This window comes from Janthinobacterium sp. GW822-FHT07H10 (genome assembly GCF_058798675.1).
The window spans coordinates 344,372-366,509 of sequence record NZ_JBXAKS010000003.1 but is presented as its reverse complement, the minus strand read 5'-3'; the positions used below and the strand labels follow the sequence as shown (position 1 = coordinate 366,509).

At 64.0% G+C, this 22,138-nt stretch carries 18 protein-coding genes; 14 read left to right on the top strand and 4 right to left on the bottom strand.

Features of this window, described 5'->3' with window-relative positions:
• Nucleotides 1–181: 181 nt before the first annotated feature.
• From AC1RDJ_RS09415 to AC1RDJ_RS09375, 9 genes are all read left to right on the top strand, one after another.
• Entirely contained in the window at nucleotides 182–1,726 is a 1,545-nt protein-coding gene (locus tag AC1RDJ_RS09415; protein ID WP_493027284.1) for an alpha-N-arabinofuranosidase, read from the top strand.
• A 69-nt stretch (nucleotides 1,727–1,795) separates the two neighbouring features.
• Nucleotides 1,796–2,830 carry an arabinan endo-1,5-alpha-L-arabinosidase gene (locus tag AC1RDJ_RS09410; RefSeq protein ID WP_493027283.1) on the top strand — a complete coding sequence of 345 codons (1,035 nt, stop codon included), beginning with the start codon at nucleotides 1,796–1,798 and terminating at the stop codon, nucleotides 2,828–2,830.
• A gap of 10 nt (nucleotides 2,831–2,840) precedes the next feature.
• On the top strand, nucleotides 2,841–5,207 hold the full coding sequence (locus AC1RDJ_RS09405) for a beta-L-arabinofuranosidase domain-containing protein (protein ID WP_493027282.1): 2,367 nt from the start codon (nucleotides 2,841–2,843) through the stop codon (nucleotides 5,205–5,207).
• A 166-nt stretch (nucleotides 5,208–5,373) separates the two neighbouring features.
• Nucleotides 5,374–6,348 carry an ABC transporter substrate-binding protein gene (locus AC1RDJ_RS09400; RefSeq protein ID WP_071325802.1) on the top strand — a complete coding sequence of 325 codons (975 nt, stop codon included), beginning with the start codon at nucleotides 5,374–5,376 and terminating at the stop codon, nucleotides 6,346–6,348.
• A gap of 9 nt (nucleotides 6,349–6,357) precedes the next feature.
• The gene (locus AC1RDJ_RS09395) at nucleotides 6,358–7,911 is read left to right on the top strand and encodes a sugar ABC transporter ATP-binding protein (RefSeq protein WP_493027281.1); all 1,554 of its coding nucleotides are present in this window, start codon (nucleotides 6,358–6,360) and stop codon (nucleotides 7,909–7,911) included.
• Nucleotides 7,908–8,993 (top strand): ABC transporter permease, encoded by a 1,086-nt coding sequence (locus AC1RDJ_RS09390; RefSeq protein WP_493027280.1) that lies wholly within the window; start codon nucleotides 7,908–7,910, stop codon nucleotides 8,991–8,993. The genes AC1RDJ_RS09395 and AC1RDJ_RS09390 overlap by 4 nt, the downstream gene beginning before the upstream one ends.
• A complete protein-coding gene (yjfF, locus tag AC1RDJ_RS09385; RefSeq protein WP_493027279.1) occupies nucleotides 8,990–9,964 on the top strand; it encodes a galactofuranose ABC transporter, permease protein YjfF in 975 nt (324 codons plus the stop codon). Before AC1RDJ_RS09390 ends, yjfF begins: the two co-directional genes overlap by 4 nt.
• 3 nt (nucleotides 9,965–9,967) lie before the next feature.
• Nucleotides 9,968–10,942, top strand: coding sequence for a glycoside hydrolase family 43 protein (locus AC1RDJ_RS09380; RefSeq protein WP_493027278.1), 975 nt, complete (start codon nucleotides 9,968–9,970; stop codon nucleotides 10,940–10,942).
• 93 nt (nucleotides 10,943–11,035) lie between these two features.
• Nucleotides 11,036–11,977 (top strand): LysR family transcriptional regulator, encoded by a 942-nt coding sequence (locus AC1RDJ_RS09375; RefSeq protein ID WP_070219038.1) that lies wholly within the window; start codon nucleotides 11,036–11,038, stop codon nucleotides 11,975–11,977.
• Between the two features lie 175 nt (nucleotides 11,978–12,152).
• On the opposite strand, the gene AC1RDJ_RS09370 is transcribed toward AC1RDJ_RS09375, so the two are convergent.
• The 4 genes from AC1RDJ_RS09370 to AC1RDJ_RS09355 all read right to left on the bottom strand — a co-directional run bounded on the left by AC1RDJ_RS09370 (nucleotide 12,153) and on the right by AC1RDJ_RS09355 (nucleotide 16,586).
• Nucleotides 12,153–13,418, bottom strand: a complete 1,266-nt coding sequence (locus tag AC1RDJ_RS09370) for a DUF6445 family protein (protein ID WP_493027277.1) — start codon at nucleotides 13,416–13,418, stop codon at nucleotides 12,153–12,155.
• A gap of 52 nt (nucleotides 13,419–13,470) precedes the next feature.
• Nucleotides 13,471–14,202, bottom strand: coding sequence for a hypothetical protein (locus tag AC1RDJ_RS09365; protein ID WP_289887840.1), 732 nt, complete (start codon nucleotides 14,200–14,202; stop codon nucleotides 13,471–13,473).
• 82 nt (nucleotides 14,203–14,284) lie between these two features.
• Nucleotides 14,285–15,112, bottom strand: coding sequence for a hypothetical protein (locus AC1RDJ_RS09360; protein ID WP_071325797.1), 828 nt, complete (start codon nucleotides 15,110–15,112; stop codon nucleotides 14,285–14,287).
• A gap of 85 nt (nucleotides 15,113–15,197) precedes the next feature.
• Nucleotides 15,198–16,586, bottom strand: a complete 1,389-nt coding sequence (locus AC1RDJ_RS09355) for a caspase family protein (RefSeq protein WP_493027276.1) — start codon at nucleotides 16,584–16,586, stop codon at nucleotides 15,198–15,200.
• 186 nt (nucleotides 16,587–16,772) lie between these two features.
• Between AC1RDJ_RS09355 and AC1RDJ_RS09350 the strand changes: the two genes are divergently transcribed.
• Genes AC1RDJ_RS09350 through AC1RDJ_RS09330 form a run of 5 tightly spaced genes read left to right on the top strand, consistent with a single transcriptional unit; the run spans nucleotide 16,773 to nucleotide 21,973 of the window.
• Nucleotides 16,773–17,537 (top strand): hypothetical protein, encoded by a 765-nt coding sequence (locus tag AC1RDJ_RS09350; RefSeq protein ID WP_493027275.1) that lies wholly within the window; start codon nucleotides 16,773–16,775, stop codon nucleotides 17,535–17,537.
• Complete coding sequence (locus AC1RDJ_RS09345; protein WP_493027274.1) at nucleotides 17,534–18,559, top strand: hypothetical protein; 1,026 nt, start codon at nucleotides 17,534–17,536, stop codon at nucleotides 18,557–18,559. The genes AC1RDJ_RS09350 and AC1RDJ_RS09345 overlap by 4 nt, the downstream gene beginning before the upstream one ends.
• Before the next feature lie 28 nt (nucleotides 18,560–18,587).
• Nucleotides 18,588–19,469 (top strand): hypothetical protein, encoded by an 882-nt coding sequence (locus AC1RDJ_RS09340; RefSeq protein ID WP_493027273.1) that lies wholly within the window; start codon nucleotides 18,588–18,590, stop codon nucleotides 19,467–19,469.
• Between the two features lies 1 nt (nucleotide 19,470).
• Nucleotides 19,471–21,084: a hypothetical protein gene (locus AC1RDJ_RS09335; protein WP_493027272.1), complete on the top strand. Its 1,614-nt coding sequence runs from the start codon at nucleotides 19,471–19,473 to the stop codon at nucleotides 21,082–21,084.
• Complete coding sequence (locus tag AC1RDJ_RS09330; RefSeq protein WP_071325792.1) at nucleotides 21,059–21,973, top strand: glycerophosphodiester phosphodiesterase; 915 nt, start codon at nucleotides 21,059–21,061, stop codon at nucleotides 21,971–21,973. The genes AC1RDJ_RS09335 and AC1RDJ_RS09330 overlap by 26 nt, the downstream gene beginning before the upstream one ends.
• Nucleotides 21,974–22,138: the final 165 nt, after the last annotated feature.

Below are 22,138 nucleotides of genomic sequence, written 5' to 3'. Positions count from 1 at the left end.
TCGACGCTGCGCCTAGCCCTGGGCGTTTTGTCGGCCGCAGAGTTGCAGCCTGCCAAATCTTTCCTCTTTCGAAATACCGCTCTTGCCGCCCTAACCCTGCGGCAGGAGAGGCATCGCCACATCCAGATTATGCCGGGCTTGATACCGGCCCTTGGTTTTCACTACAAAAACAGGAGACAGCATGAAATTCATCCATACCAGCATTGCGGCCTTGAGCCTGGCCGTCGGCAGCGCCTTCGCCGCGCCCGTCAGCGTCACCATCGACACGGCCAAGCCCGGTCCCGTGATCAACAAGAACGTGTATGGCCAGTTCGCCGAACACCTGGGCACAGGCATCTACGAAGGCATGTGGGTGGGGCCGGACTCTTCCATTCCGAATACCCGGGGCTGGCGCAATGACGTGCTGGGCGCGCTGAAACAGTTACACGTGCCGCTGGTGCGCTGGCCGGGCGGCTGCTTTGCCGATGAGTACCACTGGAAGGACGGCATCGGCGCGCGCGCCCAGCGCCCGACCAAGGTCAACACCAACTGGGGCGGCGTGGAAGAGTCGAACGCCGTCGGCACGCATGAATTCTTCGACCTGGCCGAGTTGCTGGGCGCGCAAACCTATATCAATGGCAACCTCGGTTCCGGCACGCCGCAGGAAATGTCCGAGTGGCTCGAATACATGACGTCGGACAGCAAGTCCACTCTGGCCGAGCTGCGCCGCAAGAATGGCCGCGCCCAGCCGTATAAAGTCGATTACTTTGGCATCGGCAACGAAGCCTGGGGTTGCGGCGGCAATATGCGCCCGCAGTATTACACCGACCTGTACAAGCACTATCACACCTTCATGAAGACGCCGGAGAGCGCGCGCCCGAAATTCATCGCCAGCGGCGGCAATGACGACGACATCAGCTGGTCCGACACCCTGAGCCGTGAAATCAAGCCGAACATGATGGACGCCATCAGTTTCCACTACTACACGGTGCCCACGGGCGTGTGGGAAAAGAAGGGCGCCGCCACGGGCTTTGGCGAAGATCAATGGATATCGACACTGGAGCGTACCCTGCGCATCGATAGCTTGATCAAGAACAATATCGCCGCCATCGACAAGAACGATCCGTCGAAAAAGACGGGCCTGTATGTCGATGAGTGGGGCACCTGGTACGACGTCGAGCCGGGCACCAACACGGGATTCTTGTTCCAGCAAAACAGCTTGCGCGATGCGCTCGTGGCCGCCCTGAACTTCAACATTTTCCACGCCCATGCCGACCGCGTGCGCATGACGAATATCGCGCAAATGGTCAACGTGCTGCAGGCCATGATCATCACGGACAAGGATAAATATTTCCTCACGCCCACGTATCACGCGTTTGAAATGTACGTGCCGTTCCAGGATGCCACCTCCCTGCCGGTCGCCATCAGTGGCAACGGCAAGTACAGCCTGGGCAAGGTCAGCATTCCTGAAGTGAGCGCCTCGGCCGCGCGCGCCAAGGATGGCAAGGTGTACTTGTCGCTGGTCAATACGAACCCGCACAAGGCCGTCGACGTCAACGTGGCCCTGGCCGGCAGGCAAGTGGCCAGCGTGAATGGCCGCGTGCTGACCGCTGGCAAGATGGACGCCGTCAACAGCTTTGCGCAACCGCAAGCCGTGCAGCCGGTGGCGTTTCATGCCAGGGCGCAGGGCGGCAAGCTGACCGTGTCCGTGCCCGCCAAGGCCGTCGTCGTGGTGGCCGTCGACTAGCCCTGTGTCACTTGTCATTCATTGGGCCGGCCCGCATGATGGGCCGGCCCGTTCATATCGGAGAAGACGATGCACACATTGACGCGCGGCGTGGCCGCCATCCTGAGCACCCTGGCGATCATGGCTGCCGCGCACGCGGCCCAGGTCAGCGTGCACGACCCCGTGATGGCCAGGGAAGGCGACACGTATTATCTGTACAGCACGGGTCCCGGCATCACCTTCTACAGCTCGAAGAACATGGTCGACTGGCAGCCGGAAGGGCGCGTGTTTGCGGGCCAGCCCACGTGGGCGAAGACGGCCGCGCCCTCATTTGACGACCATATCTGGGCGCCCGATGTGCAGTTTCATGACGGTAAGTATTACCTGTACTACTCGGTCTCCGGTTTCGGCAAGAACACCTCCGGCATCGGCGTCACCGTCAACACCACCCTCAATCCCCGCTCGCCCGACTACCGCTGGGTCGATCAGGGCATGCTGCTGCAATCGGTGCCCGTGCGCGACGAGTGGAACGCCATCGATTCGAACATCATCACCGATGCCAAGGGCACGCCGTGGATGTCGTTCGGTTCGTTCTGGAACGGCATCAAGCTGGTGAAACTCAACAAAGACTGGACCCGTATTGCGGAACCGCAAGAGTGGCACTCGCTGGCGCGCCGCATGCCGCTGCCGCCGCGCGCGGGCGAATTCAAGCCGGCGCCCGAGGAAATCGAGGCGCCGTTCATCTTCCAGCGCGGCGCTGATTATTATTTGTTCGTCTCGTGGGGCCTGTGCTGCAAGAAAGCCGACAGCACCTATCACCTGGCCGTGGGACGCTCGAAAAGCGTGACGGGACCCTACCTGGACAGGGAGGGCCGCGACATGGCGCAGGGTGGCGGCACGGTGCTGCTGAAAGGCAACAAGGACTGGCAAGGCCTGGGCCACAACAGCGCCTACACGTTTGACGGCAAGGATTACCTGGTGCTGCATGCGTATGAAACGGCCGATGATTACTTGCAAAAACTCAAGATCCTGCCCATGACGTGGGACAAGGAGGGCTGGCCACAGGTCGATGCGCGCGACTTGAACCGCTATCAAAGTAAACAGTTGCCCGCCGCCCAACCGTAAAGGCCCCGCCATGAAAACAACCGTGTTGCTGCTGGCGCTGGCCGCCGGCGGCCTTGCCACGCCGCTGCTCCAGGCGGCGGAACTGTTTCCCCTGTCGTCCGTGCGCCTCGGCGCGGGACCGTTTCTCGACGCGCAAACGACGGATTTGCAGTATCTGATGGCCTTCGAGCCGGACAAGCTGCTGGCGCCATTCCGCCGCGAGGCGGGCTTGCCGCAGATCCAGCCCAGCTATGGCAACTGGGAAGCGACGGGGCTGGATGGCCACATGGGCGGGCATTATCTGTCCGCGCTGGCGCGCATGGCCGCTTCCACGGGCGACGCCCAGGTGCTGGCACGGTTGAACCATGTGGTGGCGGAACTAAAAAAATGCCAGGACGCCAATGGCAATGGCTACCTGGGCGGTATTCCCGACGGCAGCGCCGCCTGGCAAGCCATTGCCCAAGGAAACTTGCAGGCCGATACCTTTTCCGTCAACGGGCGCTGGGTGCCGTGGTACAACCTGCACAAGGTGTTTGCCGGCTTGCGCGACGCCTACCAGTACGCCGGTAATCTGGAGGCCAAGGCCATGCTGATCGCCTTGTCGGACTGGGCCGTGAAACTCTCGGCCTCGCTCACGGATGCGCAGATGCAAACGATGCTGCGCGCCGAGCACGGCGGCATGAACGAAGTGCTGGCCGACGTCTACGCCATGACGGGCGATCAGCGCTACATGGGCCTGGCCGTGCGCTTCTCGCACCAGGCCATCCTGCAGCCGCTGGCGGCGCGGCAGGACAAGTTGACGGGCCTGCATGCGAATACGCAAATCCCGAAGGTGATCGGCTTCGAGCGCATCGGCGCGCTGACGGACCGGCGCGACTGGCAACAGGCGGCGCAATTCTTTTGGCAAACCGTGCACGACAAGCGCACGGTGGCCATCGGCGGCAACAGCGTCAAGGAGCATTTCCACGACGAGCACGATTTTTCCACGATGCTGGAAGAGGTCGAGGGGCCGGAAACCTGCAATACCTACAATATGCTCAAGCTCACCGAGCAACTGTTCCGCCGCGACGAGCAGGTGCGCTACGCGGATTACTACGAGCGCGCGCTGTACAACCATATTTTGTCGTCGCAACGCCCCGGCACGGGCGGTTTCGTGTATTTCACGCCCATGCGCCCGAACCACTACCGCGTGTATTCGCAAGTGGACAAGGGCATGTGGTGCTGCGTGGGCTCGGGCATCGAAAGCCAGGCCAAGTATGGCGAGTTCATCTACGCCCATGACGGCGATGCCCTGTACGTGAACCTGTTCATGGCTTCCACGCTGGACTGGCAGGGGCAGGGCGTCAAGATTATCCAGAGCACGCAATTCCCCGACCGGGACACGACGCGCATCACGCTGAGCCAGTTCGCGGGCAAGAAGACGTTCAGCCTGAAGATCCGCTATCCGCAGTGGGTGGCCAAGGGCAAGCTGCGCCTGACGCTCAATGGCAAGGCCCTGCGCGTGAACGGCGCCCCCGGCGAGTACGTGACCATCGCGCGCGCGTGGAAAGCGGGCGACACCGTCGACGTGACCTTGCCGATGACGACACGCCTGGAACAGATGCCGGACCAGTCGAACTACTATGCCGTGCTGCACGGCCCCATCGTGCTGGCCGCCAAGACGCAGCCATTTGCCAACGAAAAACTCAATTACCTTGCCGACGACACGCGCATGGGCCATATCGCCCAGGGGCAAGTGTGTCCGCTGGAGTCGTCGCCGCTGTTCGTCAGCGACACCAGGAATTTCATGCGCAGAATCCGCCCCGTGAAGGGCCAGCCGCTGACGTTTACGGCGCCAGGCTTGATCCAGGGCAAGGATGCGGCGAGCTTGAAACTGATCCCGTTCTTCCGCCTGCATGATGCGCGCTACATGCTGTACTGGCCCGTGTCCACGCCGGCCGGGCTGGTACAGCTGCAGGACAGCACGCGCCAGGCCGAGGCGCAGCGCCTGGCGCTCGATGCGCAAACCATCGACCAGGTGGCGCCGGGGCAACAGCAGCCCGAGTCCGACCACTTCTTCCAGGCCGAGGGCGGCGAAAACGGCGTCAACAAGGGCCGGCACTGGCGCCATGCGACGGGCTGGTTCAGCTATGCGCTGAGCGACCCGCAAGGCGAAGCGCAGACCCTGCGCCTGACCCTGTCCACGCTCGATGCGGGCCGCGTCTTCGATGTGCTGCTCAATGGCACAAGGCTGCAAACGGTCGCCGTGGCGGCCGATGCGCCGCAGGAACTGCATACGCTGGATGTGCCGCTGCCTGCCGAGCTGGTCAAGGCGGCCAAGGGCAGGCTGGTGGTGAAATTTGTCGCCGGCAAGGACTCCGTGGCGGGCGGCCTGTACGGGCTGCGCCTGCTGCGCTGACGGGGAGCAGAAGGGCAGTGAGCCATCCAGTGATACGCAAATCGGTATCGCAAGCGAAAAAGAATTGATTGGATGGCTATGTTGCTTTCTCCTACCATGGGTTCATAAAAAACCGCCCATCCGGCATCCGGCTGTGATGGTATTCCAATAAAAACTGGAGACAAGAATGACATTGAGCCGCCGCACCCTCCTCGCCAGCGCCATGCTGCTGGCCGCTACTGCCACCACTTTCGCCACCTCGTCCGCCTTTGCCGCCAAGCCCCTGGTCATGGGCTTTTCGCAGGTGGGCGCCGAGAGCGAATGGCGCACCGCCAATACCGTCTCCATCAAGGATGCCGCCAAGAAAGATGGCGTCACCCTGAAATTTGCCGATGCGCAGCAGAAGCAGGAAAACCAGGTCAAGGCACTGCGCTCGTTCATCGCGCAAAAAGTCGACGTCATCGCCTTTTCGCCCGTCGTCGAATCGGGCTGGGATACCGTCTTGCGCGAAGCCAAGGCTGCCAAGATTCCCGTCATCCTGACGGACCGCGCCGTCAACGTGGCGGATAAATCGCTGTACGTCACCTTCATCGGTTCCGACTTCGTGGAAGAGGGCCGCCGCGCCGGCCAGTGGCTGCTCGAGCACGCCAAGAAAACCCCGGAGGCGACGCTGAATATCGTTGAATTGCAGGGCACGGTCGGTTCCGCGCCCGCCATCGACCGCAAGGCGGGCTTCCTGGAAGTGGTGGGCAAGAATCCGAAGATGAAGATCATCCGTTCGCAAACGGGCGACTTCACGCGCGCCAAGGGCAAGGAAGTGATGGAAGCCTTCCTCAAGGCCGAGGGCAAGAAGATCAACGTGCTGTACGCGCATAACGACGACATGGCCATCGGCGCCATCCAGGCCATCGAAGAAGCGGGCATGAAGCCGGGCAAGGACATCATCATCATCTCGATCGATGGCGTGAAAGGCGCGTTCGAGGCCATGATCGCCGGCAAGCTCAATGTCACCGTGGAATGCAGCCCGCTGCTGGGCCCGCAACTGATGTCGGTGGCGCGCGACGTGGTGGCCGGTAAACCCGTGCCGGCCCGCATCACGACGGTGGAAGGCGTGTTCCCTGCCGAGGTGGCCGCCAAGGAATTCCCGAACCGTAAGTACTAAGCTTGCCACATGATGAAGACGCAAGCGCATCACGACGCCGCGCCGGCTCCCTTGCTGGAGTTGCGCGGCATCAGTAAATCCTTTCCCGGCGTCAAAGCCCTCAGCGATGTTGCCCTGCGCCTGTATCCGGGCGAAGTGCATACCTTGATGGGGCAGAACGGCGCCGGCAAGTCGACCCTGATCAAGGTGCTGACGGGTGTCTACACGCCCGACAGCGGCCAGATCCTGCTCGACGGCCAGCCCATCGCGCCCGCTTCCACGGCGGATGCGCAGGGGCTGGGCATCAGCACCGTGTACCAGGAAGTCAATCTGTGCCCGAACCTGTCGGTGGCGGAAAATATCTTTATCGGCCGCTATCCGCGCCGCTTCGGCGCGCGTTTTGGTCCCATCGATTGGCGCACCATGCAACAGCAAGCGCGGGCCTTGCTGCAGCAATTGCAGATCGATATCGATGTCACGGCGCAGCTGTCCAGCTTTCCCCTGGCCATCCAGCAAATGGTGGCCATTTCGCGCGCGCTGAATATTTCCGCGCGCGTGCTGATCCTCGACGAACCCACGTCCAGCCTGGACGAGGCGGAAGTCAAGCTGCTGTTTTCCGTGCTGCGCCGCCTGCGCGGGCAGGGCATGGCGATCCTGTTCGTGACCCACTTTCTCGACCAGACCTACGCCATTTCCGACCGCATCACGGTCATGCGCAATGGCGAGCGCGAGGGGGAATACGCGTGTAGCGAACTGTCGCGCCTGGCGCTGGTCAATAAAATGATCGGCGTGGCGGCTGACACGCAGGAACAAGCGCTGGATCTGGCGCAGGAAGCGGGCGCGGCCAGCTTTGGAGCGAATGTGCTCGAAGCGCAGGGGCTGGGCCGCAAGGGCGCCTTGCTGCCCATGGATTTCCACATCCGCCAGGGTGAATTGCTGGGCCTGGCCGGCTTGCTCGGTTCGGGGCGCACGGAACTGGCGCGCCTGCTGTTCGGCGCCGACAAGGCCGATTCCGGCACGATCACCATGCACGGCAAGCCGCGCCAGTTTCACGTGCCGCGCGACGCCATTGCCCGGGATATCGGTTTCTGCTCGGAAGACCGCAAGCACGAGGGGGCGATCCTGTCGCTGTCCGTGCGCGAAAACATCATCCTGGCCTTGCAGGCCCGCACGGGCTTGCTGCGCGCCATCCCGTTCAAGCGCCAGCAGGCGCTGGCCGACGAGTATGTGAAAGCGCTGGGCATCAAGACGGCCAGCATCGAGACGCCGATCGGCAGCTTGTCGGGCGGCAACCAGCAGAAAGCCTTGCTGGCGCGCTGGCTGGTGACGTCGCCCGCCATGCTGATCCTCGACGAACCCACGCGCGGCATCGACGTGCGTGCCAAGCAGGAAATCATGAGCTATGTCAGCAAGTTGTGCCGCAAGGGCATGGCCATCCTCTTCATCTCGTCCGAGTTGCCGGAAGTGCTGCGCTGTAGCGACCGTATTCTCGTCATGCGCGACCGCAAGGCCTGCGGCGACTATGCGCGCGGCGAACTGGACGACAGCTCCGTGCTGCAAGTCATTGCCGGGGAGTCAGCATGAGCGTGTCCACACCGTCCAGCGCACCGCCCGCGGCGGGTCTGGCTTCCACCACGGATTCTTCCATTGTGCATAGCGTTTTGCATCACCCCCTGAGCCGGCCCCTGGCCGCGCTGTTCTTGCTGTTGCTGGTCGACTTCCTTGCCATCCCCGGCTTTTTCCATCTGGAAATTCGCGATGGCCATTTGTACGGCAGCGTGATCGACATCGTCAACCGCGCCGCGCCGCTGATGCTGGCCGCGCTGGGCATGACCCTCGTCATCGCCACGCGCGGCATCGACATTTCCGTGGGCGCCGTCGTGGCCCTGTCCGGCACCGTGGCCGCCATGCTGATCGGCGGCACCATGGTGATGGAGAATGGCGTGCCGACCTACGTGAGCAACATTCCCATGGGCTGGGCCCTGGCGGCCGCCCTGGGCGCGGCCCTGCTGTGCGGTGCCTGGAATGGCGTGCTGGTGGCGGGCCTGGGCTTGCAGCCCATCGTCGCCACCTTGATACTGATGGTGGCCGGGCGCGGCCTGGCGCAATTGCTGACGGATGGGCAGATCGTCACCGTCTATTACCAGCCCTTCTTCTTCATCGGCAGCGGCTACCTGTTCGGCTTGCCGTTCTCGCTGTTCCTCGTGGCTGCCGTCTTCCTCATCACGGCCGTGCTGATGCGCAAGACGGCCCTGGGCCTGTTCATCCAGGCCGTCGGCATCAACCCCGTGGCCGCGCGCCTGGCCGGCATCAGGACGGCGACCCTGATTTTCTTCGTGTACGTGTTTTGCGCGGCCTGCGCGGGCCTGTCCGGGCTGATGATCAGCTCGAACATCAAGAGCGCGGACGCCAACAACGCGGGCCTGATGCTGGAACTCGACGCCATCCTGGCCGTCACCCTGGGCGGCACCTCGCTCGCTGGCGGCAAGTTCAGCCTCGTGGGCAGCATGATCGGCGCCCTCATCATCCAGACCCTGACCTACACGATCTATTCGCTGGGCGTGCCGCCCGAAGTGAACATGGTCGTCAAGTCGGTCGTCGTCTTCCTCGTCTGCCTGTCGCAATCGTCGGAATTCAAGCAATTGCTGCATCGGAGAAAAGCATGAAGGGCTTGCTGCACACCCCGTATTTCACCTCGCTCGTCACCGTGCTGCTGCTGGTGGTGATGCTGGGCCTGGGCGGCGCCGCCTATCCGGGCCTGCTGTCGACGCAGGTCATCTTTAACTTGTTGATCGATAACGCGTTCTTGCTGGTGATCGCCGTCGGCATGACCTTCGTCATCGTTTCCGGCGGCATCGATCTGTCCGTCGGTTCCGTGCTGGCCCTGTCGACCATGATCGCCGCCTGGCTGCTCAACGTGGCGCACTGGCCGCCGCTGCTGGTGATCGCCACCGTGCTGGCGCTGGGCGCCGTGTTTGGCGCCAGCATGGGCGCGCTGATCCATTATTTCAAGTTGCAGCCATTCATCGTCACCCTGGCCGGCATGTTCCTGGCGCGCGGGCTGTGCTATTTGATCAGCATCAATTCCATCACCATCGACGACCCGCTGTTCGTCGCCATGTCGCAGACCCAGCTGGGTTTTCTCGGCGGCTTCGTCTCGCCCGGGGTCGCCATCGCCGTGGCGACGTTATTGCTGGCCATTTGGCTGGCACACGCCACGCCGTTCGGCCGCGCCGTGTATGCGATCGGCGGCAACGAGCAGTCGGCCCTGATGATGGGTTTGCCAGTGGGCCGCACCAAGGTGCTGATCTATGCCTTCAGCGGCTTGTGCGCCGCGCTGGGCGGCGTGCTGTTTTCGTTTTACATGCTGTCCGGCTATGGCTTGCATGCGCAAGGCACGGAACTGGACGCGATTGCCGCCGTCGTCATCGGCGGCACCTTGCTCAGCGGCGGCTACGGCTATGTGGCGGGCGCGCTGTCCGGCGTGCTGGTGCTGGGCACCATCCAGACCCTGATCGCCTTCGACGGCACGCTCAGCTCGTGGTGGACCAAGATCGTCATCGGCGGCCTGCTGTTTGTCTTTTGCGTCGTGCAACGACTGATGGCCATGGGCCAGAAAACTACCAACGGGAGTTAATTGATGTTGAAGCAGAACAAACGTGCCGCAGCCATCGGCATGGCGGCGGCGCTCGCCTGTGCCGCCTTTGGCGCGCAGGCGGCCAACCCCATCGTCAAGGATATCTACACGGGCGACCCGGCCGCGCTGGTCGACAATGGCCGAGTCTACCTGTACGTCGGCCACGATGAGGCGAGCGCCACGGACACGGATTACCGCATGCACGAGTGGCGCGTGTATTCCTCGTGCGACATGGCGAACTGGACGGACCACGGCTCGCCCGTGCGCTTTTCCACCTTCGCCTGGGCCGGCAAGGATGCGTGGGCCGGCGACATCGTCAAGCGCGACGGCAAGTACTATTTTTACTCGACCGTCGACCACAAGACCATCCCCGGCAAGGCCATCGGCGTGGCCGTGTCCGATAGCCCGACGGGGCCGTTCGTCGATGCGCGCGGCAGCGCCCTGATCACGAACGACATGACGAAGCAGACGGCGATCCCGTGGGACGATATCGACCCGGCCGTCTTCATCAACACGGATGGCCAGGCCTACATCTACTGGGGCAACACGGTCTTGAAGTACGCCAAGCTGAAAGCGAACATGACGGAGCTCGACGGCCCGATCCTGACCTTCGGCATGGATGCGTTCACGGAAGCGGCGTACATGCACAAGCATGCGGACACCTATTATTTGTCGTACTCGCGCAATTTTCCCGAGGAAACAGCCTACTCGACGGGCCCCACGCCGACGGGTCCCTGGCATTTCCGCGGCACCATCATGGACAAGAATGCCGTCGTGAAAACCATCCACCAGGCCATCATCGCATTCAACGGCAAGTCCTACATCTTCTATCACAACGACAAGTTGCCCGGCGGCGGAGAATACCGGCGTTCCGTCGCCGTGGAAGAGCTGAAATACAAGCCCGACGGCACCATCGAATTCATCCCTCAAACGGCGGGCCCGGCCGCCAACCCGAGTGCCGCCTGCAAGGCGTCCTGAGCCATTTCATCACGCGTACAAAAAGGAGACACACCGATATCTATAATATCGATATTGAGTTAAAAGCGATATCGATCATGATATGATTTATTCATGGATACCCTCAACCCCAACTGGTTCTTGCGAGCCCGCCTGAAGACGCGGCAATTGCTGCTCCTGATCGCCCTGGACGAGCAGCGCAATATCCACCGCGCGGCGGAAGAATTGCACATGACGCAGCCGGCCGCGTCCAAGCAAATCAAGGACCTGGAAGAGATGCTGGACGTGCGCCTGTTCGACCGCTTGCCGCGTGGCATGGAGCCGACCATCTACGGCGAGACGATGATACGCCACGCGCGCATGGCGCTGACCAGCCTGTCGCTGGCGCATGACGACATCGTCGCCCTGAAGTCGGGCCTGACGGGCCAGGTGGAAGTGGGCGTGATCATGACGCCGGCCATGGCGCTGTTGCCGCGCGCGATAGCCCGCATCAAGCAGCAGGCGCCGCTGATGCGCATCGGCGTGCACCTGGAGCATAGCAACACCCTGATGGACATGCTGCAGCACGGTACCCTGGACTTCATGATCGGGCGCATCCTGGAAAAGGAAAGCAGCGCCGGCCTCATCTACGAAGAATTGACGGAAGAGCCGGCCAGCGCCGTGGCGCGCAATGGCCATCCGCTGCTGTCGCGCAAGAATCTGCAGTTGAAGGACCTGGCGGCCCAGCCGTGGATCTTGCCGCCGCAAGGCAGCATCCTGCGCCACCGTTTCGACATGATGTTCCGCCGCGCCAGCCTGGAACCGCCCGTCGACGTGGTCGACACGACGGCCTTGCTGTTGATCACGTCCTTGCTGCAGCAGACGGATTCCCTGCACGTGATGCCGACGGAAGTGGCGCATTACTATGAATCGTTGAACGTGCTGAGCATCCTGCCCATCGAGCTGCCGTGCAAGATGGATGCGTTCGGCATCATCCGCCAGCAGGATCATCTGCTGTCGCCGGGGGCGGATATGTTGTTGAAGGCCGTGCGCGCGACGGCTGCGGACATGTATTGAATGCTGAGCGGCCGTTGTCGGATTACGCGTTCCGCTAATCCGACCTACACATGGCCCAGTGACTGGTAGCCGTTGTCGGATTACGCGTTCCGCCAATCCGACCTACGCATGGTCCAGTGACTGGTAGGTCGGATTAGCCCGCAGGGCGTAATCCGACAATACCCGCGCCGCATGCTTAATCGGGCACTTCAAAAAAGAACAGCTGCACCAGCCGGCCATTCTCGGGCGTGTCGCCAAACACATTGCTGATCGAGTGAAAATAGTGGCCCTTGTACACGATCAGGCGGTTGTGGCGCATCGGCACTTCCAGCAGCGCTTGCCAACTGTCGCGCTGTTCCTGCAAGTCATTGAATTTCTGCACTTTACTGTTCGGCAGCCAGCGCTTCTGGAAATCCTTGAAGCTGGCGTAGCCGCCCGCCTTGACGTCCGCCTCGGCTAATCTGCGGTACCAGCCGCTGGGCTGGTGGCGCCAGAACGTGGTGCCGCCCTGGCACTGCTCGGGCGGGTTCAGATACAGCACGCCCGCATAGAAATTGAAATTATTGCCCGTTTCGTTGTCCACGTGGATATCCGTGCGCGCCATGGCGTCGGCATAGCTGAGGCGGTAGGAACCATTGTCGGGCGAAATGAAGCGGATGGGACGGCCCAGCGCCGTGGCGATGCGCTCCATGGCGGCCTGGCAGGGCTGGCCCGCCGTCTGGCTGCCCGGATAGTTTTGGCCCGCATAGCGCTGCTGCTCGAACGGCAGGGCCAGCGCCTGCGCGCGCCAGGCGGCCGGGTCGGGCAGGAAATCGTCGAGGATGTGCAAGTCCGTTTCGTGCAGGAAGTCATGCAGCGATGGCGCGACATTGAGCGGTGTCAATGTTTCTGTCTGTTCCGCTCGCGGGTTGGCATAGCCGATGCGGCAACTGTCTGCCAGCGCCGGGTGCAGCGCGATACCCTGCGCGTAGCGCGCCAGCGCCAGTGCCTGCTGGCCCGTGCGGTAATACATTTCCGCCAGGCCTTGCAGGTTTTGCCAGCGTTCGGGGCGCAAGGCATGGGCGCGCTCGAGTTCCGCGATGGCTTCCGGCAAGCGCTGTTTGGCCAGCAGCAATTCCGAATGGACGATGGCGAAATCGTGCTCGTGCGGCGCCAGCCGCGCCGCCGTGGCGTAGCTGGCCAGCGCCGCTGCGCTGTCCGTGCCGCGCAGCACGTTGCCCAGGTTGTAGTGGAACAGGGCGTTGTCCGGTTGTTGCTTGAGCGACAGTTTCAACAGGCCCAGGCCGATGGTGGCCTGGCCCAGCTCCAGCATGGCCAGGCCCTGGAAATGCTGGGCTTCCACCAGGCTGGGCGCCAGTTTATAGGCGGCCTGGTAGGCATTGATCGCTTCGATCAGCTTGCCCGCCTGGTGCAGCCGTTGCCCGTTTGCCAGTTGTTGTTCCGCCAGTGTCTGTTCGCCCATGTCGCTATCCCGATGCAATGTGGCGAACAGTGTAACGCAAAGGTCCGGGCGCTTACAGCGCTTGCTGCACAGGAATTTCTTCCCCGTTCAGCTTGATCGCCACCTTGACGATCTGCGCCTTGACCTGGTGGCTGGCCATGTCCGCTTCCTGGGCGTAGGCATACACGATGATGGCGAAATCCTTGTAGCCGCTGCGCGCCGCCTCGATCTTGCGCGCCGCATCCTGCGCCACGTTCAGCAGCGAGTAGCCGTCGCCGTTCGTGAACGCCAGCTTGTAGTCGCCGTTGTCGTACATGTAGTAATACGTGCCCGCTTCGGCGAACTTGGCGGGGAAGGCGGCCTTGTCCATGGCGTACGGCGACAGCGCGCCCTGGCCGTTGATCTGGTAGCGCAGGTAGCGTTTCGTCTTCGCTTCGCCGACCTTGGCGTCGATCTGCGGTTTCAGCGCGTCGAGCACTTCCTGCTTGCGGAAGGCATCGTTGCTGCCCGCATATTCGCGCGAGATGCGCTGCGCCACGGCCGCGTAATCGGGCGGCACGCCGGACAGGGCGATGTAGCTGTACATCAACTGGTTGCCGCTCGTGATGTCGACATAGCTGGACGCTGGCGTGGCTGCGTCCGCCTGCGGCAGGCTGGCGGCGGCCGCCTTCACCTGGGCTTTCGCAGCCAGGTCGGCGACATTTGCGGCGACGGGAGCGGAAGCGGCCGGTGCGGCGTTATCCGTCTTGCCGCAGGCGGACAGGAGCAGGGCGATGGCGAGCAGGGCGGGCAGGGTACGATGCATGATATTTCCTTCAAGATGATTTAAACGGTAATGACGGGTTTAATTTTTAGCGTTATGCAAGTCACGGCAGCGCAGCAGGTTTTCAGTGCTTGCCTCCTAAGCGCTGGTATTCGCCCACGCCGTAAGCGGCCAGGACGATGGAAGCCGCCAGCACCAGGTAAAAACCGATGCCGAAGGACAGGCCTTGCCACACCTGCCCCAGCATTTCGCTGGCCATCTGCTCGGCCATGCGGGCCGCGCGGCTGCCCATGAGGCCGCCCATGGCGTTGCCCGCATCGCTGACGGCGCCCTTGATCTTGATTAACAGCAAGCTGCTGTGCACGACGATGAACAGCAGCGGCGCGCACTTGCCCAGCGCCGCTTTCGGGTGCTTGCTGGCCATGGTGGCGCAGCAGGCGGCAATGGCCAGCAGGAAGAACAATTGTGCCGAGGTAAAACCGCTGCCGCCGTCGCGGGCGAAGCTTTCCAGGCTGTCCGCCGACAGGCCCAGCAGCTGCCAATAGCTGCGCGAGACGGCGGCGAACAGGCGGATGCCGAGGGTGTTGAAGACAAAGGCGCCGGCGATCAGCACGCCGAGCGCGGCCAGTACCTTGATGCCGAGCGCATCGACGGCCCGGCCCCACAGTTGCCGGCCCTTGTCGCGCGCCAGCTTTGCCGCGCCGGCCATCTCTTCCTGCGCCAGCTGCTGCGCCGCGACGGCGCTGACGGTGGCGAGGCTGCCGCCGTCATCGAAGCGCACGTCGACGACGGCGTTGATGGCGGGCGCCGTGTCCGAACGCCAGTGCGTGGCCACGTCGAATGGATGTTGAATGCCGGCCACGCTGACGGAACCTTGTCCGCTGGGCTGGTAGGCGAGGATGCGGCCCCGTTGGCCGATGGTGGCGGGTGTTGCCGGGCTGGATGTGTGCATGAGATTTCCCTGGTCACTGTCATGCTGTATTGCATGTACCCACGGATAACGGGGGCAGTTCAGGGAAATCTAAAATTATTTTGAATTATTTTTTCGGCGGCTGTAATACATCCCTGGCGGCGCCCTGGTAATCCTTCATCAAGCCCATGAAGGCATCCTGCAAGTGGCGTGCCGCGTCCTGCGGCGGCGCGCCCGTGCGCCGCGCCAGGTCGAATTTATACGCGTGCGCGGGGCTGTAGCCGGCCTGCGAGGCGGCGTCGAGCAGCACGCCCGCGCGTTTCAACGAGGCCGGGTCGCCTTTGACCATCAGCAATTCGGCCAGATAGGTCTGGGCGATGGGAAAATCCCTGGCGGCCGCTTTTTCCAGCCACTGCATGCCCGCCTTCGGCTGCTTGACGCCGGCGTCGCCGCCGCCGATGCCATAACCGAGCGCCGTCAGCGCCACCAGGTCGCCCGTGCGCGCGCGCTTTTCCAGCTGCTGGCGGGGAAACGGCCGCGCCGCGATCTGCATGCGGATTTCATAGTTGATGTCTTGCAACACATTGCCCGGCCAGACTTTGGCGCCTGCAGCGGTGGCGGCAGGCAGCGTCGACGCTGGCGCTGGCGCCGGGCCAGGCGCGCGCATGCCGTGGTTGCCCGCGGCCAGCACACCGCTTGTTGGCTGGCTGACGCCCTTGCCGCTGCCCATGTTCAGCACCAGGCGCGCCGAGGTTTCGCCGAACGACACGCGCGGCTTTTGCACGTCGTGCGTCATGGCGGCCACCCTGGCCGCCACCTGCGAAAAGACGTCGCTCATCGGCAAGCCCGGCGCGTCGAGCGCGTCGAGCAGGGCGCTCGTGTACGGACTGTTGCGCGAATCGGGCGACCAGAAATCGCGCGCCAGGGCGCCCGGGCCGGCCGAGTAGGCGATCACCACGCCGCGCGGCGCCTGCGTATCGGCAAAGCCGTGGCTGGCCGCATTGCTGCCGCCGGGCACGGGAACGGCCGCGCCGCCGCGCGTATATTCCTGGCGGCAAGCGTCGAGGATCAGCACGGCGCCGCGCGCGCCCGTGCGCTGCAAGTCGCCCGCCAGGCTGGAGACGGACACGCCCTGGGCGGCGATGGCCGCCGCGCTCAGCGCGTTCATGTTGGCGCCCAGCGGCAGCACGTAATTGGCTTCGCCCGCCTGCGCGCCGTGGCCCGCGTAAAACACGAGGGCGATATCGGCGCCGCGCGCCTGCGTGGAAAACGCGGCCGACGCCTGTTGCAACTGCGCCGCCGTGATATCCGTGCGCAGCAGCACGTCAAAGCCCAGGCGGCGCAGGCGCTCGGCCATGGCGCGCGCATCGTTCACGGGATTCAGCAATGGCTGCGCATAGGCCGCATTGCCGATCACGAGGGCGATGCGCTTGCCCGCCGCTGTCGGCACGGCCGCTGGCGCGACATTGCTAACTAGCAAAAAGAGGGACAACAACAGGGGAATCAGGCGCTGCATCGGGGTCTCGGAAATTGTCGTTGAAGTAACAAAAGTTAGCGATTTCCAGTGCGGTATGAGAAAATTGCCTGAATGCATTTTACCTGACTGACAAGTTTGTCTTGTTGTCCAGCGTATTTCCTCTTTACCGGCCAGCCTTGCTCCCGGCCAGTGGCGCGCGCCGCCCAACACACGATCGGACCGGCAGTGCAATCGGAACAATTTGAACGGATTCATGATTTCTGGACCCGCCGCCAGCAGCTGACGCAAGGCGAACTGGGCGAGTTTTACCAGCGCGTCATCGCCGCGCTGACGCCTTGCCGTCCGCGCGAGGCGGCGTCGCTGGGCGACTCGCTGGCCGACTTGCGCCACCAGTTCTTCATCGAAAAAGTCCTCAACAGCGACAGCGAGGCTGCGCCCCACCACGTGGGCGCCCTGTTTTTGTATTTCAAGCGTTTCATCATCGACCAGCTGCGCAAGCAGCGCGATGACGATGATGCCGATGCGCAGGACGGTTGCGACTTGCAGGCACCCGACGCGTATGCGGAACCGCTGCGCGACTACCGGCTGACGCCCGCCTCGGTGCGCGCCGCGGCCGACGTTTTTGTCACCAGCTTGCCGCGCGACCTGGTCTTGCTGCTGCGCCACTGCGGCTGCGGCGGCATGCCCGTCAAGGAACTGGCCGAGCAGATCGCGTCCGCGCATTACCACGGCGGCAAGCTGGGCCTCGTGCATAAACAGAAGGGCGATGTCATCAGCGCGGCCCGCCAGATCGTCGCGCCGGCCCACCGCGCCACCCTGCTGGGCAGCTGGGTCTTGACCCTGCTCAAGCTGCGCGTGGGGGACGCCCTGGCCGCGCGCGACCTGCAGGCGGCGCAAATAGTTTTGGATATTCTCTGCGTGGCCGCGTTATCCCTGCATATGGACCCCGCGCCCACCCACCCGAACACTGATGAAAGGCCACCGGCATGACTGCATTGACGCCCACCCTGGCCATCGTTGCCGCGCGCCTGCCGTCGCCGCCGTCTTCCGCCGAGCTGCTGGAAGCGGAGGTGGGCGGCGCGACCCCCGACTGGCGCGGCATTGCCGTGCCGGAGCATGTGCTGGAACGCTTTGCGCGCCGCAGCGATGCCGCGCCGCTGGCCGCGCGGCCCATCGCCGGCGGGCAAATCCATGTGCTGGCGCGCTGCCCGGGCTTTGGCGCCGTGCTGCTCGACGCCTGGGACAGCACGCGGCAGCGCTGGCGCGGCTGGCTCGTCACGCCGGACACGGCGTATGCGGATGCCTGCGGCCTGGTGGTCGAAGAGCGCGACGCGCCCGTCGATCCGCGCGCCGGCCTGGTGCTGTGCGACCTGCCTGTCATCGTGGCCGTGACGGACCTGGGTGCGTGCCTGGGTGTATTCAGCCCGGACCGCCTGCAGGCGGCGCGCTGGCTGGAGTTGCACGGCCGCGCGAATGGGGCCGCGGCCGCGCCCGGCGTGATCGCCCGCGTGGCCTTGCCCGGCGACGGCTATGCGCTGACGGGCACGCCCCTGTCGACCGAACTGGGCAAGGATGGTCGCGTGGCGTACCGGCAATTGCTGCGCCAGGGGCTGCAGCAGTTGCAGATCGCCGTGGCCGACGCGGCGGCGCCACAGGTGGCTGCGCCGATCACGGCGGCAAATTCAAACCGCTGGCTGAAAGTCGTCACGGCCGTTGCCGCCAGCGTGATGGTGGTGCAATCGGCGTGGCTGTTCCTGCCGAAGGAACAGGCTGGTGTCGACAACGCGCAATTCCGCAGCGGCGGCAGCGGCGCCGAGACGGGCGTGCGCACGCGCGTGCTGTTCCGCGCCGAGGCGACGGAAGCGGAAATCCGCACCTGGCTGCAGCGCGAGCAGCTGGAAATCGTCGCCGGCCCGGATACCCTGGGCGCGTTTACCGTGCTGTCGCGCGACCGCCAGAAAGTCTTGCCGCCGCCAGGCCCGGGCAATCCGCTGGCCGTCATCAATCCCTGAATTCAGTAATAAGAGAAAGTTATCAAGCATGACAACGTATAAGAATTTTGCATCTGCGCACTGGCGCAAGTTGATCGCCGGCGTGGCCGCCGGCATCCTGTTGACGGGGTGCGCCATGACACCGAATGGCCGTGGCGGCGTGATGGTGGGCCTCGATACGGCAGAGCTGTTCGGCACGCCGATCTCCACCTTCCGCCTGCGCGACGGCACGGAAGGCACTTTGCGCAAGGATCCGAAAGGCAAGTATTCGATCAAGTTGTCGCAGGCGTTTCGCGTCGTGCCATTGGATAAGGCCCTCACGGCCCGCGTGGCGCGCGTGGAAAACGTGGGCGAGCGCACCGTGGTGATCGTCGAAACCCAGGAGCGCGGCTGCGCCTACCGCTATGAAGTGCTGGCCTTCCAGGGCACGGACGTGCTGCAGTGGACGGTTGGCAACTGCAAGGACCGGCCCCGCGTGGAGCTGGCGGCGGACGGGAAATCGCTGAATATCGATTTTCCCAACCACAACCGCCTGTCGCGCATGGTGTATGCAGACAACCGCCTGCTCAACGCCAGCGTGCCCGTGCCGGCCGGCGTCGATACGCGTGCCCAGCCGTTTGCCGACGACGCCTTGCGCGCGACGGGCCCGGCCATCGCCACTCTGCCCGGCAATGACAGCGGGCGCGTGATTCCCGCGCCGCCGGCCGCCACGCGGGCGCCTGCCCCGGCGCCGAAAGCGACGAGCCGCGCGGCCGGCAAGAACCGCCGCCAGGTGGTGCAGGAAGCGCCCGCACCCGCGCGCACGGTGCCCAACGCGCCGGTCATGACAGCCCCAGCCGCGCGCGCTGCCGATAGCGCCTCGCGCGTGCCGGCCGCCATGAGTTTCCAGACGGAAGAGATCAAGCCCGTCGTCATCGATTTGAGGAAATAAGATGGCCGCAAGCTTGCGCAGTCTGCAAATCCGGCAGACCTTGATCCTGATCGTCCTGACGATCATCTACCTGTGCTTCGAGCTGGGCTTCAATGCCCGACTGCTCGACGTGGTGGGCGGCAACGTCAAGCCGGAAGACGTGGAAGGGGTGGAATTCTATGGCCGCAGCCTGTCCGGCATCGCCGCCGCGCTGGTGGTACTGCAACTGATGTGGCGCCGCCGCCTGAAAAATGGCGGCAAGGGCGGCACTGGCCCCGGCTGGATAAAAATCATCGTCTGTTGCGTGGCCACGGCCGGCGTCGTCTTCGGCGTGCTGAAAACCACGGTGAACGTGCTGGTCAATACGCGCGACGCGGAATTTCGCCGCATGGCCTTCAATACCACCTTGCTGCAGCGCTCGCTGGTAGGCGGCAGCTTGCAGCTGCAGGGCCTGGTCGATGATCCCACCCTGTTCGCCAAGCCGGAAGGCAAATCCTTCCTGGCCCTGTTTCCGTTTCTGGCCGTGTCCGTGAAGCACCTCGACGAGCGCATGGGGCCGGCCAAGGAACAGCTGGTGCGCGCCAACGTGCGCCAGGTGGCCGGTGGCCCGGCTGGCTACTATGACAAATATCAAGAAGCGATGCGTGAGCTGGCCGGCAAGTGGGAACTGTATGCGGGCATCATTCCCGACACGGATGCCGGCTTGCGTGCCAAGCAGCAATCGTCGTGGCAGGAATACGTGAGCAGCCTGTCGCGGCGGGGCTGGCAACCGCATTCGGTGCCGATGCGGCGCCAGGCGGCCGTCGTCAACAATGTGCGCAAGAAAGTGCCCGTGCCCGCCAACTGGAAGACGGACGACGAGCGGGGCTTCCGCGCCGCCGTCAAGCGCCGCTATACGGCCGAGGCGGCCAGCAAGGGCGTCTCCGTGCGCGGCGAGCGCATCCCGCCGGGCCTGTCGTTTGCCGCCTTTGTCGCCCGTCCCGGCGTGCAGGCGGAATTGCGCGAGGCCTTGAAGTTGCCGGCCGGCGCCGCGGTGCAGGCCGCGTATGCGAATCCGGCCGAGTTCGGCCGCCTGTTCGACCAGTTCCTCGATCGCCAGACGGCGGAAAGACTGGTGGAATACCGCGCCAGCCGCACGGATTTCGAGAACGGCGGCAGGTTCTTCCATGAAGGCAAGGAAGCGGCGCGCGCCGCCATCGTGCCGCCCGTGGCCCTGTTCTTTTCCCTGCTGGGCGCCATCGGCCATTTCTCGAAATTGCTGTACTTGATCGCTACCGTCGTATTATTGCTGCTGGCCATGCGCCGCGGCGAGCAGGCGGGCGCCGATGGACAGCTGAGCCGCCGTTCCGCCTGGATCGCCACGGGCGTGCTGGCGACGGCGTTCGCGGGCACCTGGGGGGTCTTGTCCGTGCTCGACAACAACGTCACGCGCAGCGAACTGTTCCGGCAAATGCTGGACTGGACGCGCCAGCCTGAACCCGACAGCACGCGCTGGAATATCGCGGGCAAGGCCATCCTGGCCAACATCACGCACGTTGTGGCCGTCGGCCAGGGCTACAGCTACCCCGTCAACGAAGCGATCCGCACCCATGTTTTGCAGGGAATTCATTATGGCTATCACGCACACCAAAAATAAGGCGGCCGCACTGGCCTTGCTGCTTTGCATGTTCAGCACGGCCGTCCAGGCCGATTGCCTGGGCATGAAGGTGCATGCCCACCGTGGCGCCGGCAATGCGCCGGAAAACTCGCTGAGCGCCCTGCGCAACACGTATTTCGGCACCTGGGATGGCGTCGAGACGGATTTGCAGCTGTTGGGCGACGGCAACTGGGTCGTGCACCACGACTTGTTGACGGGCCGGGTGGTCGACACGGGCTCGCCCCGCACGGTGAAAAAACTGAACGCCGACGACTGGCGCGCCGCCAGCATGAAAAACCGCGGCGTGCTGACGGCCGAGACGCCGCCCTTCGTCAGCGATATCGCCGACCTGGCCACGGCCTTTCCCGGCAAGACCCTGAATGCGGAAATCAAGGATGTCGTGCCCTCGTGCGCGCCGATCGGCGCGCTGGTGGCGCAGTTGCGCGGCAACATCAAGCATGGCAACTGGTTCTTGACGTCGGGCGTGCCGAACAACCTGGCGTGCGCGCGCCGCGCCGACCCGGACGGTTACCTGGGGCTGCTCGTGTTCGACCCGCGCAACGCGCAGGCGGCGGCCGGCACGAACAAGGTCAGCCGCTTTATCGCCAAGAATGCCCGCGCGCCCAAGCTCGACAAGCCGTGGCTGCAGCGCGTGCGCCAGCAGATCGGCATGCCCGTCGGCGTGCACGTGGATGCGCGCAGCCTGGACGCCAACCCGACCCTGCTCGGCGACGCGGCCAGCCTGGACATGCCCGTCTTTGTCTACGCCGTCGATGGCGACTCGGCCCTGGCCGCCTCCCTGCTGCGCGCGCAACAGCGCAATCACCGCTGGCCCAGCGGCGTCATTCTTGACGGCAACCCCGAAACGTTTTGCGCGATGATGCAGTAAATTGTCCCTGATCTGTTGCGCGGCCATTTTGCCGTGCAGCAGATGCCTGTCCTTCCCCATGCGGCACCTGCATCGACGGCCCGCGCAGGGCCGTTTTTTGTTCCTGTTCCTGCCCATTTTTTGCGCAGCGCAGCATCGATAATGTTTGCATCGGCTAGTGGTCTG